The 13,529-nt window shown below is 46.7% G+C and carries 15 protein-coding genes and 1 tRNA gene; all 16 read right to left on the bottom strand.

Annotated elements, in window-relative coordinates; genetic code table 11:
- Window positions 1–104: 104 nt before the first annotated feature.
- On the bottom strand, window positions 105–1,115 hold the full coding sequence (gene gap, locus HMPREF3027_RS00695; protein WP_021903148.1) for a type I glyceraldehyde-3-phosphate dehydrogenase: 1,011 nt from the start codon (window positions 1,113–1,115) through the stop codon (window positions 105–107).
- A gap of 173 nt (window positions 1,116–1,288) precedes the next feature.
- Complete coding sequence (locus tag HMPREF3027_RS00690) at window positions 1,289–1,753, bottom strand: hypothetical protein (protein ID WP_070706366.1); 465 nt, start codon at window positions 1,751–1,753, stop codon at window positions 1,289–1,291.
- Window positions 1,750–2,223 (bottom strand): hypothetical protein, encoded by a 474-nt coding sequence (locus tag HMPREF3027_RS00685; RefSeq protein ID WP_141756202.1) that lies wholly within the window; start codon window positions 2,221–2,223, stop codon window positions 1,750–1,752. The genes HMPREF3027_RS00690 and HMPREF3027_RS00685 overlap by 4 nt, the downstream gene beginning before the upstream one ends.
- 166 nt (window positions 2,224–2,389) lie before the next feature.
- Complete coding sequence (locus tag HMPREF3027_RS00680) at window positions 2,390–2,779, bottom strand: YtxH domain-containing protein (RefSeq protein ID WP_070706364.1); 390 nt, start codon at window positions 2,777–2,779, stop codon at window positions 2,390–2,392.
- A 48-nt stretch (window positions 2,780–2,827) separates the two neighbouring features.
- Window positions 2,828–3,445: a TatD family hydrolase gene (locus HMPREF3027_RS00675; RefSeq protein ID WP_246830496.1), complete on the bottom strand. Its 618-nt coding sequence runs from the start codon at window positions 3,443–3,445 to the stop codon at window positions 2,828–2,830.
- A 70-nt stretch (window positions 3,446–3,515) separates the two neighbouring features.
- A complete protein-coding gene (gene yidD / locus HMPREF3027_RS09385; protein WP_018028652.1) occupies window positions 3,516–3,761 on the bottom strand; it encodes a membrane protein insertion efficiency factor YidD in 246 nt (81 codons plus the stop codon).
- Complete coding sequence (locus HMPREF3027_RS00670; RefSeq protein WP_070706362.1) at window positions 3,754–4,152, bottom strand: ribonuclease P protein component; 399 nt, start codon at window positions 4,150–4,152, stop codon at window positions 3,754–3,756. The genes yidD and HMPREF3027_RS00670 overlap by 8 nt, the downstream gene beginning before the upstream one ends.
- On the bottom strand, window positions 4,145–4,909 hold the full coding sequence (locus HMPREF3027_RS00665; RefSeq protein ID WP_070706361.1) for a uroporphyrinogen-III synthase: 765 nt from the start codon (window positions 4,907–4,909) through the stop codon (window positions 4,145–4,147). Before HMPREF3027_RS00665 ends, HMPREF3027_RS00670 begins: the two co-directional genes overlap by 8 nt.
- A gap of 18 nt (window positions 4,910–4,927) precedes the next feature.
- Entirely contained in the window at window positions 4,928–5,557 is a 630-nt protein-coding gene (locus tag HMPREF3027_RS00660; RefSeq protein WP_070706360.1) for a DUF4271 domain-containing protein, read from the bottom strand.
- A gap of 15 nt (window positions 5,558–5,572) precedes the next feature.
- Entirely contained in the window at window positions 5,573–6,016 is a 444-nt protein-coding gene (gene ybeY / locus HMPREF3027_RS00655; RefSeq protein ID WP_018028648.1) for an rRNA maturation RNase YbeY, read from the bottom strand.
- Window positions 6,017–6,020: 4 nt separating this feature from the next.
- Window positions 6,021–6,467 carry a pantetheine-phosphate adenylyltransferase gene (gene coaD, locus HMPREF3027_RS00650; RefSeq protein WP_070706359.1) on the bottom strand — a complete coding sequence of 149 codons (447 nt, stop codon included), beginning with the start codon at window positions 6,465–6,467 and terminating at the stop codon, window positions 6,021–6,023.
- A 2-nt stretch (window positions 6,468–6,469) separates the two neighbouring features.
- Window positions 6,470–8,368, bottom strand: coding sequence for a toprim domain-containing protein (locus HMPREF3027_RS00645; RefSeq protein ID WP_083317450.1), 1,899 nt, complete (start codon window positions 8,366–8,368; stop codon window positions 6,470–6,472).
- A gap of 29 nt (window positions 8,369–8,397) precedes the next feature.
- Entirely contained in the window at window positions 8,398–9,594 is a 1,197-nt protein-coding gene (locus HMPREF3027_RS00640) for a hypothetical protein (RefSeq protein WP_246830495.1), read from the bottom strand.
- A 76-nt stretch (window positions 9,595–9,670) separates the two neighbouring features.
- A complete protein-coding gene (locus HMPREF3027_RS00635) occupies window positions 9,671–10,846 on the bottom strand; it encodes a thioredoxin-like domain-containing protein (protein WP_018028644.1) in 1,176 nt (391 codons plus the stop codon).
- A gap of 30 nt (window positions 10,847–10,876) precedes the next feature.
- Window positions 10,877–13,120, bottom strand: a complete 2,244-nt coding sequence (locus HMPREF3027_RS00630; protein WP_070706358.1) for a trypsin-like serine peptidase — start codon at window positions 13,118–13,120, stop codon at window positions 10,877–10,879.
- Between the two features lie 269 nt (window positions 13,121–13,389).
- A tRNA-Val gene (locus HMPREF3027_RS00625) sits at window positions 13,390–13,464 on the bottom strand.
- Window positions 13,465–13,529: the final 65 nt, after the last annotated feature.

The raw sequence follows: 13,529 nt of genomic DNA, 5'->3' as shown, positions 1-13,529 counted from the left end.
CACCACAGATGTATGACATGCCCGTCATACCTAAAAAAAGTCACCCTAGGGAGAAGCATCTCCTTAGGGTGACTTTTTATTTCAGTTAGAGTGAGCTCTAATTATCAGCCATTTACCTTGTGCATAGTAGCGATAAGGTCGAGTACACGATTTGAGTAACCGATCTCATTATCGTACCAAGATACTAGCTTCACGAAGCTATCGGTAAGAGCGATACCTGCTTCCTTATCGAAGATAGATGAACGGGTATCACCAAGGAAGTCGCTTGAAACAACTGCATCCTCAGTGTAACCAAGAACGCCCTTAAGCTCATTTTCAGATGCCTTCTTGATCACTGCACAGATCTCCTCGTAAGAAGCTGGCTTCTCTAGATTAACAGTAAGGTCTACTACAGAAACATCAAGAGTAGGTACACGGAAAGACATACCAGTGAGTTTACCATTGAGGTCAGGGATTACTTTACCCACAGCCTTAGCTGCACCTGTGGTAGAAGGGATGATATTGCCACCTGCTGCACGACCACCTCTCCAGTCCTTCATTGATGGACCATCGACAGTCTTCTGAGTAGCAGTAGCTGAGTGTACGGTGGTCATAAGACCATCCTTAATACCGAAATGATCGTGGATCACCTTTGCTAGAGGTGCAAGGCAGTTGGTAGTACAGCTTGCGTTGCTCACAATCTTAGTACCCTTTTCGTACTTGTCTTCGTTTACACCAACTACGTACATCGGGGTAGCATCCTTAGAAGGAGCTGACATCACAACATACTTAGCACCAGCCTCGAGGTGAGCTTGAGCCTTCTCGGCAGTAAGGAATAGACCAGTAGACTCTACAATATACTCAGCACCGATCTCGTTCCACTTAAGGTCTCTAGGATCACGCTCTTGAGTACAACGAATGGTATTGCCATTGACAGTCAAAGTGCTCTTATCAAGGTCATAAGAGATCTCGCCGTCAAACTGACCATGCATTGTATCGTATTTTAGCATATACGCAAGATAGTCAACAGATAGGAGGTCATTAATTCCCACCACTACTAGGTCATTTCTCTTTGTTGAAGCACGGAACACAAAGCGTCCGATACGGCCAAAGCCGTTGATACCAATCTTAATCATATCAGTATTCTTATTTATGTATTAATTATTATTTATTCGTCAGGGATAAGTTTATTCATCACCCATCATCTTTCAGGGGCAAATTTACCCAAAATATTTGAAGTACTGGGCATATTCACCTCTCTCTTAAATGAAATGGTCTATCGTACAGCCAAAATCAAACTTTTACTGGCTTACTTTCGTTTACGACGTCGACCAAATAATCTTCCCACACCGCTTCGGAGTATCTTGCCAGTGCCTTTCAGACTATAGGATAGCAATTGCATACCACCAAGGGAGTAGAGTGTAGGTAGGAGGTAGCTCTTAATTCCTGAGAGCAGGCCATTTTGGTTTTGGTCATCTCGGGAGCTAAAGCTACTGGTGGGATTGCTCTCTAGGCGTTCTTGGGCGAGCTCCTTCGCCACCTTCTTCGTCCTATTCTTACTAATAAAGCCATTGATAAAACTAGCTATCTTGCCTACACCTGGTGAGGTTTTTCGTAGGTTATCAATAGCATCGTCAATGACCATCTTACCGCTATTACTCTTGAGATAATTGATCTTTTCCTTGACCCTATCTAGTCGCATATTGGCACGAGCTTCTAATCTATCCTCTCGTGCTTTAAATCTTGCTTGAGTTGTTGTTGTTAAGTTGCTCATTGTACCTCCTCCTTTATTTCAGTTGTAGCGAGGGCTGTTTGCTCACTTGCTATCAATGTTTCTCTCTCCTGATTGTGTTCTTTGGCCTCTTGCTTATCGAGATAATTATTGACCAATTGGTTTTCCATCTTCCTCGTTACTCGCTTGCGCAATGCTAGTAGTATTGCCAAAATGAGTAGGAAGAAAACCAATAGGCAGACCGCCGAAAAGGTGAGCGCCGAGAGGGTGGCAAAAGCCTCTGTGCCATTGGTCACAAAGACGAGTGATAGGGCAAATATCGCAGCCACCAACGTGAAGGTTGCCACAATTAAGCTCAGCACCACCAGAATAGAGCCATATATAGACTTGGCAACAATGGGGGCTCCCTTTTCTGTTGCTTTGAGCTCTATCAGGCTTTTTTTTGCCTCAATATAATCCTTTAGCTCGGCAATCACCTCACTAAAAGTCTCTTTGATGCTTGTCATTGGCATATCATTTATTTATTATAATCAAATATTAAAAGTAATGGGTGAGCGACTCAACGCGCTCACGATCAGCTCGTGAGGCCATAGAGTCACCCACCCATCCTATCTTTCTCTCCATGTACCACTGGTAAAGTGGTGTGGTGAGTCAATATCACCGAATTACTTGGAGTGGTTACTTCTTAGAAAGCTTCTCTGCTTCCTCTCTTGCAGCGTCCTTTAGGTCGGAGAGCTCCTCTTCTGTAAGGTCAGCCAACTCCTCAGCCTCCTCCTTTACCTTCTTTCCCATGTTTTTTGCCGAAGCGACTACATCATCGTATAGATGACCAGCATCGTCCTTAATGTCGGCCATATATCTTGAGAGGTCTCTCTTGGCTCTACGAGCACGGATCTTGCCATCGTAATAGGCATCCTTGATATTGCTCTTCACCTTATCACCATAATCCGACATATCATCGATAAAGTCATTGCGCTTCTTATTGTCGGAAAAGTAGGCAACAGCAACACCAATAGCGGTACCAATAGCTACGCCTATCAAAAGCTTCAGACCATCGTTATTTCTCATAATCTTGCCTTATTTAATGATTACACATTAGTTCATTCATCTCTCACACTACAAATGTACCGTAATTAATTGAGATTCTACAGGAAACAAGCCACAAAAAAGGTTAATAACCCCCTGTCGTTGCTCCTCATGTAGCAAGTCTCTGGCTCTGTAGTGTGATTCTATTGCCATTGGTGTATCATCGGTCTCCAAGAAATACTTATCGCACACTCCACTTAAGCAATAGGGGTGCAGGCTAAGATAAATACCAGCACTAGTAAGTTGCGTTGCAAGAGCAGCGCTTCCTCTAAATCCATGAACGATCCATGGCACTTCGGACTTGGAGTGAGACTTCTTTTTGGCTAGCAAGTGGTGCCACCCACCCACGACATGAAAAATAAGTGGATAGCCGAGCTGGTCGGCCAAAGTAATATGAAAGTCTACAAGTAACTCTTGCTCCTCGAGTGAAAGAGGGGAGCGATTATCCCAACCGCACTCCCCCACCCCAATGAGTTTAGGGGTCAATGACAAGGTGCGGTGCCACTCCGAAATCAGCTGCTCCCTATCTTGCGTCAGCTGGTCAACGAACTCCTTTGTCCCCTCAAGCATAGGGTGCACCCCCCAAGTAGCAAAGTTGGCTCTAGGCCCAACCTTTTCGCCCAGATGCAATGATTGAATGACTATCACATCTTTGTCCGCGAGGTATTTCTGACAGCCCTCGGCGTGGGTATGGAAGTCAAGGTAAGGAATCATACACTTAAGGGACAGGGTCGTAACCGCTTCCGCCCCATGGATTGCACCGTAATATGCGCCATATAGCGAGGAGGAGCCCTTTGATTGGGCCGTGCTTTTTTAGTGCCTCAACAGCGTAGGTGCTACAACTAGGCGTGAATCTACAAGAAGGGGGAAGCATCGGCGAGATGGCCCGCTTGTAAAAATAAATAGGCAAAAGTAGGAGCTGTACCAATAGCTCCGACACCCACTTGACACACCTCTTAATCATCTTCTACTGGTTCTTTAGTAGGTGGTTGTAGCTTCTTGAAGGCCTCCTCCACTGCCTGCTGGACTGTGGAGTACCTACTCAGCCGGTCCTTTAGGTATATGAAGCCAATCAGGAGCGTCACTTCAGGATCAATCTGCTCCACTAGCTCTTTTTTAGTGAGCCTATAAGCTTCACGAGTGAGCCGCTTTATACGGTTGCGGTCAACGGCATGCTTCAGCCGCCTTTTGGGGACAGAGACCATCATCTTGAGTGGCAGCTCTTGTCGGGGGACTTCCAAGTAGACCACTCTAAAAGGGTAACAAACAAAGCTACCTCTCGAGGCGAATAGCTCATTGAGCTCGCTTCGGAGGTAGATTCTCTCTTCCTTTTTGAGTGTCTGACTCTCAGGCATGTTTCTTTTTTGTACTCTTCACAAGGTGGTCGAGTGCCGCATTGATACTGGTAAAGTCTTTATTAGGGACAGGCATATCCACTCTTAGCTTCGCCTCTTTGAGCGACTTGAGAGTACCTTCACCCAAGCAGCCGATCAATTGATCGCCCTGCTCATACTCGGGGATGCTATGGAATAGCGACTGAACACCATTGGGACTGAAAAATATCAGCATATCATAGCCCTCTATCTCCTCTTTCGTCACGGGAGTGTACTCAAGTTTGCTAACCACTCCGAGAGTGTGGACAATATTATTTGCTGCCAACTCCTCGGAGTAACGCTCCTTCACACCGTCAATCCCTGGGACAAAGAAGTGCTCCTTATCATACTTCAGAAGTAGCGAAAGGAGGTCTCCTACATTGCCATTCTTCTCTGGGAAAAAGACTTTACGCTTCCTTACAGTAATATGCTTTTGCAGATATGTAGCCACGAACTCTGAATTACAGAAGTACTTATAATCCTCTGGCAACTCTATCCTCAGCTCCTTTACTAGCTTAAAAAAGTGATCAGCTACAGTCTTAGAATTGAGTACCACACCCGTATGCTCCAAGATCTCAATCTTCTGATCTCTAAACTCTCTAGCACTCACAGGAGTGATACTAAATAACGGCTTAAAATCTATTTCTACACCCGTCTCCTCCATCAGCTGGAAGTAGGGTGATTTAGTATTGGTTGGCTTTGGTTGCGACACCAAAATGGTCTTAATTTTTTGAGGCATTACTCTTTCCTTATCGATTTATACCAACAAAAATAGCAACGGAGCTATTTCGCAAGTGCAAAGATACAAAATTAAATGCAGAGGGAAATTAAGTAGCTTCGGGAATATGGTGATACTATAGTGAATAAGTAGCATCCTAAAGAAGAAATAGGTACCTCCCAATAGCATCGAAATTACCCAAATACTGCCTCCACCCCCGGTGATACTCACCAGTAGCGGTAGATAGAGCGTCACCCCAACTAGCCCCCAAACTCGAAAGAAGGCTAGAAACCACTGGCTCACCTTTTCTGGCACACCAAAAGCATACCACAATACCCCGTATACCAGTAAATTAATCAATAGGTAGCTCAATCCGTAAAGGAAACCACTGCCGGCCACCAACCAATAGGGGGCACTTCCCGAGCTGCTCCATACCAACTCCGCATAGAGAAAGCCCACGAGGAGTATCGTCTGCAGTGCAAGATAAGAATAGAGGGCCACACCTCCTCCTGCCCCCCGCTGTCGTTTGTTACGCTGATAAAAAGCCCAAAGCAACGCCCCAGTTACCAGTAATAGCAATAGTACCCCTATGAGATAATCTCTATAAGCTGGTATTTCAGCTATTATATTGGGTTGGTAACGTTGATTAAATTGTGGCCAATTGTCCATCTTTTGGCTTGTAGACTACTTCCTCCATACCTCAGAGAGGTCGGCAGGTAGCATCGCGAGAGCGTTCTCCTCCGCCTGCCGCATCTCTTTTGCCTGCTCCTCGGTCTGATCGTCCACCCCACAGAGATGGAGCACGCCATGGATCAGCACCCTTAGGAATTCCCGTCTGAAGGGCTCGCCATACTCCTCAGCATTGCTAGTCACCATCTCCACGCTAATCACGATATCTGCAAAAAGCAACCCATCTCGCGTCTGGTCAAAGGTGATGATATCGGTATAATAATCGTGATTTAGATACTTCTGATTAATCTCCAATATCCGCTCATTGTCACAGAATTGATAGGTAATATCGCCCACCTCGTAGCCATACTCCTCTGCTACATCCTTAATCCATGCATTGACCTCTCTTCTCCTAAAAGCTGGGATAGTCACACCCTCTCCATAATAATTAATAGCCATATCATTAGTCTCTCAAAGGGATATACTCTGAATAATCTTCACCAAAAGTTGCTAGCTCACGTATCAAAGAGCTACTGATAATGCGGTGCTCGGGAGCTGCGAATAGACAAATTGTCTCCACGCCAAAGTGGGAGCGATTGACCTCGGCAAGGGTCTGTTCGTTATCAAGGTCGCCAATTCCCCTCAGCCCACGAACCAATACGGCTCCTTGGTCCTTGGCATAATTGGCCACAATACCGTCGTATGCCACCACCTTAATCCGTGAATCATCCCGATAAAGCTCCTCAATAAACTTCATACGCTCCTCCACCGACTGAAATGGTTGCTTCGCTATATTCTGCCCCAATACTATATATAGCTCATCCAGCAACTGCAGTGCACGCGACACGATATCGGCATGCCCTATTGTAAAAGGGTCAAAGCTCCCCGCATATACACCCACTCGCTTCATCTCTACACACTCTCTGGGTCTAGATTTTGCACAATAAAGTCCTGGCGTTCGGGGGTATTATTGCCCATATAAAACTCAAGCAACTCCTGTACATTATCCTCCTTCTTCATCATCACAGGATCCAAACGAATTTGCTCCCCGATAAACTCCTTAAACTCCTCGGGGCGAATCTCACCAAGACCTTTAAAGCGGGTCACACTGCTCTCCTTCCCCAGCTTTTTGATCGCCTCATCTCGCTCCCGCTCATCGTAACAATAGATGGTGGTGCTATCTTTCTTATCCCGCACTCTGAATAAAGGAGTCTGCAGGATAAAGACATGATTCTGGCGAATCAGATCAGGGAAAAAGCGTAGAAAAAAGGTAATGATCAGCAGACGGATATGCATTCCATCCACATCGGCATCCGTCGCCACAATCACCTTATTATATCGTAGGTTGTCCAGTCCATCCTCAATATTGAGCGCTGCTTGAAGTAGGTTGAACTCCTCATTTTCATACACCACCTCCTTCTTACGACCATAGCAATTAAGCGGCTTTCCTCTGAGCGAAAAGACTGCCTGGTGCTCCGCATTTCGGCTCTGCGTAATGCTTCCACTTGCCGAGAGACCCTCCGTGATAAATATCTGCGTATCATCCGCTAGAGAGGCCTTAGGATCATTGTAGTGCTGTGTGCAGTCACGTAGCTTCTTATTGTGTATCGATGCCTTCTTGGCACGTTCCTTTGCTGCTTTAGAGACACCAGCAAGGGCTCTGCGCTCGCGCTCATTTTCCTGCACCTTCTTGAGCAACGCTTCGGCAGTCTCACTATGGATATGCAGATAGTCGTCGAGGTGAGCTTTGAGGAAGTCTCCCACGAACTTCTGTATCGTTATTCCCCCCTCCTCTATCTCTCTCGAGCCTAGCTTCATCTTAGTCTGGCTCTCAAACAAGGGCTCTTGTATACGGATACTTATGGCAGCAGTAATACCAGAGCGGATGTCATTAAAGTCAAAGTTCTTCTGAAAAAAGTCGCGCACCGTACGTCCTATTGCCTCCTTAAAGGCCGATAAGTGCGTCCCTCCATGGATGGTATTCTGACCATTGACAAACGAGTAGTACTCCTCACCATACTGGGTAGAGTGCGTAATTGCCACCTCAATATCCTTACCAATAAAATGAATGATTGGATAGAGTGGCTCACTCGTCATATTCTCCTCCAAAAGGTCCATCAGTCCATTCTTAGAGACAAAGGCCTTGCCATTGAGCGTCAGCTTCAGCCCTGGTTGCAGATAGGCATACATCCGGAGCATCTCCTGAATATATTCCACCTGATAGCGGTAGTTTTTGAAGAGTGCCACATCGGGTAAGAAGTCCACCTCCGTCCCGTCACGCTCCGTGGTATCAAAGAGGTCACTCTCCTCCTTCAGCACTCCTTTCTCAAAGATCACATACTTCCCCTTTCCCTCTCGATAGGAAGTCACTTGCGTCCGTGTACTAAGGGCATTAACCGCCTTAAGACCCACTCCATTGAGCCCCACCGCCTTCTTAAATACTTCACTATCATACTTGGCACCCGTATTCATAGTGCCCACCGCCTTCACGAGCGACCCTTGCGGAATTCCTCGTCCGAAGTCCCTAACCACGATATGTCGCATCTCAGACTCATCAAGCGATATCTTGATCTGCGTACCAAATCCCATGGTGTATTCGTCAATAGAGTTGTCAATCACCTCTTTCAGTAGCACATAGATGCCATCGTCCTTGGAGGTGCCATCGCCCAACTTCCCTATATACATACCCGGACGTAGCCTGATATGATCCATAGGGTCCAGCGTCACCACCGTATCATCCTTATAGATTTTAGCATTCCCCTCCGTTGTAGGGTCTTGTTGTGCGTTATTTATCTGGTTTTCCAACTCCATATATATGTATATCCTCTCTCTCCTTTTTACTACACTAATTTCTTATAAAAGGCTCTTCTCCGCTTATGGTGTACCTTTTTGAAGTAATTCCACTGCAGCATCACACTGAGGTTTGTCTCCAGCTCAGGATTACTCTCGGCATACTTCACTTGGTAGCGATGCATCACCTTGATCAGATCCTCAAAGATAAGTGCGGTAATTCCCTTATTCTGATACTCCGGCTTCACCCCAATCAAAAGGAGCTCCACTACTTCAGGCTGTTTCGACTTAAGTGCTTTAAGAATATGGATAAAGCCAGTAGGGAAGAGCCTACCATTGGCCTTCTTCAGAGCCTTCACGATGCTTGGCAAAGTAATACCAAAGCCGACGACTTCATCATCATTAGTCACCACTAAATTGACAAAGTCTAGATTGACCATAGGGAGATACTGCTTGATGTAGTACTCAATCTGGTCATCGGTCAGCTCCGACACGCTATACAGTGGGGCATAAGCCTCATTGATCAGCTCAAAGATAGCCCGCCCATACCGCATCAGCCCATCACGCTCCTTAAACTTAAGGAGCCTCACCCCATACCTATCCTGCACTATTTGGCAGAGCCTAGCATGCTTCTCTGGTACAATCTTGGGGATATATATTTTGTACTCCAGCCAGTCAATATCCTTTTCATATCCACGGCGAGCCAATTGCTTGGGATAGTAGGGGTAATTGTAGATCGTAATCATCGTACCCATTTGGTCAAAACCCTCTATCAGCATTCCCTCCTTATCAAGGTCGGTAAATCCCATCGGCCCATGTATCTCGTCACAACCTCGCTCTCTAGCCCATGCCTCTACGGTATCAAAGAGTAGGTCTACCACTTCATCATCATCAATAAAGTCCACCCATCCAAAGCGAGCTCTATTCTGCGTCCACTTTTTATTGGCACGGTGGTTGATGATACCGGCAATCCTACCGACCACTTCACCCCCACGCTTCACCATAAATAGGTCGGCCTCAGAAAAGGCAAAAGCGGGGTTACTCTCTCGCGATAGCGATTTCAACTCATCGCCGATAAGGTCGGGGACATGATTGGGATTGTCCTTGTACAAGTCTAGATTAAACTGCACAAATTCCTTGAGCTCACTTTTATCAGTGACACGCACTAGAGTCAGTCCACGCCCCTCCTTTTCCGACCCAAAGTAGCTAGCTACCCTCCTTGCTTGTTTCTTGATATCAAAAATCATACACTATTATTGTCAAGGCTTGACTGCAAATATACACATTTTAGCGAAGCTTTCGGCTCCTTCCAATACCTTGCAACTACTTAAGGAGCTGCTCCAACTGTGCAACGCTCTCAATACGATGCAATTCACCACCCCCCTTAGTAATCAAGAAGAGCGAAGGTAGGCGGTAAAGGTTGTAGTAGCCCACCAACTTAGAGTAGCTTCCGTCACGATCCTGTAGGTTGATCCATGGGAGCGCTTTCGTGGCACTAATCCAAATATGTGGGTCGGTGTCCAACCCCACCTGTACGATTTCCAAACCACGGGTGCCATACTGGCTATAAAGCTCCGCAAGTGCGCTATTGAACTCTGCCGACCAATTGGCCTGCATCGTAGAAAAAGCAAGGAGGACATTCCGACCTGCCACGACACTCGAGAGCGTCACCTCCCTACCCTCTCTATCAGGTAGCGTAAAGTCGATATACGAGGTCTCCTCCACTCCAGCAGCTTTCAATAGTTCAGTACTACTCCCTTGTACCTCCTCACCTCTCTCTTGCTGCCTGACCACCGCAATCGAGCGTAGTGCAAGGTCATACAGATGCTTAGTACGTGGATTTTCGGGCTGAAAAGTATTGTAGATATTAGCGATAGCTGCAAAGGCTTTGGAGTCGGTTTTATCATACGGATTGAATACCAAGTTGCCATCTACCTGCTGAAATAGAGCAAAGTAAGCGACGGGCGACCGAGGATTGCTATAGATATACTTTCGAGCCACCTCCTTGTAGCTATCGAATATACTATCCCGCTGTGCCACATATAGCTCTGGGCTACTTAGAGATGATCCTTCAAGCTTAGAGAGAGACACATTGGCATCCAAAAGAGCCAACCATACCTCTCGGATTTGCGACGTAGCCTGGTTCCCTTCTACAGAGTAGCTAGTAGCGAAATTCCTTGAGTCACCATTGATAGTAGTGGTAGAGGGGATGGTATCAATTGCCATCGGAATCACCTGCTTACCAAGCCTTAGCCGATAGAAATCAGGATACTCGGGCAGTGGCACATCAAATCGATAACTACCCTTACGCTGTAGCACGGTAGAATCAATCAACTCCGCTCCAGTCAGCCCCTGATACTCCAAGTAAAGGGTTTGTCCCTCCGACTCCGAAATAGTTCCTTGTACTCTAAATTGCTCATCACTCTTACTGCACCCTACCATCGAAAGTAGTCCCACACTGAGTGAGAGTAATAGGAGTAGAAAATTGTTTCGCTTCATCGCTGCTATATCTATAATTTATATGTACACTTAATTCTTAGGGAAAAGAGCTTTCACCGACTCTTGCCAGCCATCACCCGACACTCGGAGAATCACCACTCCCAAGCCCTCAAACATATTACGAGGGAAGACAAAGAAGTCACTACCCTCACACTGGTCACTGTAGATTGGCTCTCCCAACAAGCTATAAGCCTGGAGAGAATAGGTGGCAGACCCTGAGGGGTCATTAATCTTCAGTAGCATCTGCTCACCATTGAGTGGTGTAATCTTTAGGCGTGGCTCTGCTAGTGTAGGTGACTTGAGTGTCGCATTACTCACAACCGGATCCACCCATAGAGTAAGCCCTCCACTCTGCTGGTACTTCGTATAGGGCTGCCACTCATTCGCCACTCGCCACATGGCGCTATTAGTAGCAAGGTCGGAATGCTGTTGGTGCACCACCGAAATACCCTGAGGGATGGTGGCGGTAGGGATCGCGAAGCAAAGCACCTGATCTGTGGTAACCTCCACAGGAGATGGCAGACTGAGGTAGATCTCCTTAAAGGCACCTGGTACTTGTTGCCCTTTATTCTTCGGATCTGTCACCAAAGACTTCAGTGAGATCACCTGGCTACCAAGATGAGTGGCTCCGTCATTACCATAAATATTGACCACCAGTTCATCTCCCGACTGTGCCTCTCCTGATAGCATCACATAAACGCCATACACCTTGCTACCAGCAGCCATTCGGTAGCTCTCCCCAATCTCCTGTACCCCTTGGTCGCTACCCAAGAGCTTAGCCCTATCCAACTGAGGAAGTAGCTCTATCACACGGGTATTACTTGGAGCAATGCGCATATTGGTGAGCCGCACTGGAGCTTGCTCCCCCCCTTGGCTAGCTCCCTTACCGGCACAAGTGGTAGCTCTAGCACCAGTAGGGTCAAGCGCGGCTACAATCTTCCTCGCCTCCGCATCTTCCGACTCCCATACCCTCTGTAGGGAGGCAAAGAAGTCGTGGCTGCGATTACCGCAATATGATTCTCCACCCGATAACACTCCAGTAATCCTATGCTCGGGGTCCAAGAGTGGTGACCCCGAAGAGCCTGAGGCGGTGGTACCAAGATCCCAAAAAGGCACCTTGATGTGCTGGTTCTCGCCAAAAGGTAGTCCTGAACCCGAATAGGTAGAGTAGTTAAGTGGAGATAGAGCGAGGTTAATCCGCTTGGTATAGCCATACGGATGATGGATATTGGCATGTGCTACGTCCATCTTAGGCTCTGCATTCCATCCAGCATAGTATGCTTGGTAATCCGTTGGTGGAATAGTATCCAACTCCAGCAATGCCACATCGGTAAAGGGATGACACCCCAACATCTTGGCACTCGCAATGCTCTGAGTGGCACTTGGCTGGATACCAGAATCGCACATAGGAGTCTGATAATTAAAGAAGAAAACCGATTTTTCCGCTTCCTCCTCCAGCCTCTTAGGAGAGAGTATACCATTACTAAAGTTGGCCTCCATCACATGTGAAGCAGTAAGAATTAGCGGACGACCATCACTACTCGTATTATTGACCAGAACACCTGTTCCTAAATACCCTGACCCAGTAACTACCACCACGACACTCCTTGCTACATCCTGATATTCAGGGTAGCACGCCACTTCAGGTGTACAAGCCAAATTTCTAGGAGAACCAACCTGAGGATTACTATACCTCAGCAGTCCCTCAATGGAGCGAACACCATGGTACAGCTCCTTCAAGTGCATACGTGGTCGGCTACCCTTAGGTGCTTGTAGCTCTATCACCACATCATCAGCTAAGATAGGCTGAATTGGCAGAGAGGCACGCTCGTTATTATTTTCCCACCCAAAGCCACCAAGGCACCGTGTAGGATCCAAAGTACTATAAATATATAGATAAGCCCCCCTAGGAAGCTTCCACTGGTCAAAGAAAAAGCCCAAACTCTTGGCCCCTTGAGATCGAACACGATACCGCCATACCTCGGTGCCATCACTCCACTGAGTGTGCTCTCCATCTTGGATAATATCCAAGCCCACCTCTATCGTATGCGCAAAGAGGTAAGCCCGAAGGTCAGCAGAACTTTGCTCCATCTCTAGCCGTGCGGAGTCCTGGTCAAATTGTGGTGCCCGATAGGTGGGCAACTGTAGTAGCTCCGCCATACGCAAGCCACCACTCTCCGTTGGTCGCTCGCCACTCCTCGCTATCTGCGCCTGCGAGAGGAGGCAACCACCAAAGGCTATCACAGCCAGCAATATCACTCTTCTTAATTTCATTGGGTATACCTAGTTTAATGGTGGGCAAAGCCCATAATTATTCTACAAAAGTAATCAAAAAAGTTCAATGAAGACGAACCTTCCCCCAACCTCCTCCCTTTTATGCGCTATTCCTCTACTCTACCACTTATTTGGAAATTCAAAAAGCAACTCCGCTGATCGTCTTCAACAATTGTCTCTTCTTAAAGAAGACAGAAAAGGGAATGGAGAGATAAAAAAACCACTGTACTCCCATTAGTAAGTACAGTGGAAAAAACGATCATTATGAGTGGACCCTGAAGGATTCGAACCTTCGACCCTCTGCTTGTAAGGCAGATGCTCTAAACCAACTGAGCTAAGGATCCGATATGTCTTCTTTTTGCTTTAGCTTTGCAAAGGTACTATAAATATTTCAATCTGCCAAAGAAGT

The sequence above is a fragment of the Porphyromonas sp. HMSC077F02 genome, from assembly GCF_001815465.1.
Classification (GTDB): Bacteria; Bacteroidota; Bacteroidia; order Bacteroidales; family Porphyromonadaceae; genus Porphyromonas_A; species Porphyromonas_A somerae.
Note: the sequence above shows the minus strand (reverse complement) of the source record. Positions and strands in the feature narration are given on the sequence as shown.

What these genes read in the sequence shown, in the direction of transcription:
- gap (WP_021903148.1), bottom strand. Translation starts at nt 1,115, where the DNA reads ATGATTAAGATTGGTATCAACGGCTTTGGCCGTATCGGACGCTTTGTG.
- HMPREF3027_RS00690 (WP_070706366.1), bottom strand. Translation starts at nt 1,753, where the DNA reads ATGAGCAACTTAACAACAACAACTCAAGCAAGATTTAAAGCACGAGAG.
- HMPREF3027_RS00685 (WP_141756202.1), bottom strand. Translation starts at nt 2,223, where the DNA reads ATGCCAATGACAAGCATCAAAGAGACTTTTAGTGAGGTGATTGCCGAG.
- HMPREF3027_RS00680 (WP_070706364.1), bottom strand. Translation starts at nt 2,779, where the DNA reads ATGAGAAATAACGATGGTCTGAAGCTTTTGATAGGCGTAGCTATTGGT.
- yidD (WP_018028652.1), bottom strand. Translation starts at nt 3,761, where the DNA reads ATGATTAAGAGGTGTGTCAAGTGGGTGTCGGAGCTATTGGTACAGCTC.
- HMPREF3027_RS00670 (WP_070706362.1), bottom strand. Translation starts at nt 4,152, where the DNA reads ATGCCTGAGAGTCAGACACTCAAAAAGGAAGAGAGAATCTACCTCCGA.
- HMPREF3027_RS00665 (WP_070706361.1), bottom strand. Translation starts at nt 4,909, where the DNA reads ATGCCTCAAAAAATTAAGACCATTTTGGTGTCGCAACCAAAGCCAACC.
- HMPREF3027_RS00660 (WP_070706360.1), bottom strand. Translation starts at nt 5,557, where the DNA reads ATGGACAATTGGCCACAATTTAATCAACGTTACCAACCCAATATAATA.
- ybeY (WP_018028648.1), bottom strand. Translation starts at nt 6,016, where the DNA reads ATGGCTATTAATTATTATGGAGAGGGTGTGACTATCCCAGCTTTTAGG.
- coaD (WP_070706359.1), bottom strand. Translation starts at nt 6,467, where the DNA reads ATGAAGCGAGTGGGTGTATATGCGGGGAGCTTTGACCCTTTTACAATA.
- HMPREF3027_RS00645 (WP_083317450.1), bottom strand. Translation starts at nt 8,368, where the DNA reads ATGGAGTTGGAAAACCAGATAAATAACGCACAACAAGACCCTACAACG.
- HMPREF3027_RS00640 (WP_246830495.1), bottom strand. Translation starts at nt 9,594, where the DNA reads ATGATTTTTGATATCAAGAAACAAGCAAGGAGGGTAGCTAGCTACTTT.
- HMPREF3027_RS00635 (WP_018028644.1), bottom strand. Translation starts at nt 10,846, where the DNA reads ATGAAGCGAAACAATTTTCTACTCCTATTACTCTCACTCAGTGTGGGA.
- HMPREF3027_RS00630 (WP_070706358.1), bottom strand. Translation starts at nt 13,120, where the DNA reads ATGAAATTAAGAAGAGTGATATTGCTGGCTGTGATAGCCTTTGGTGGT.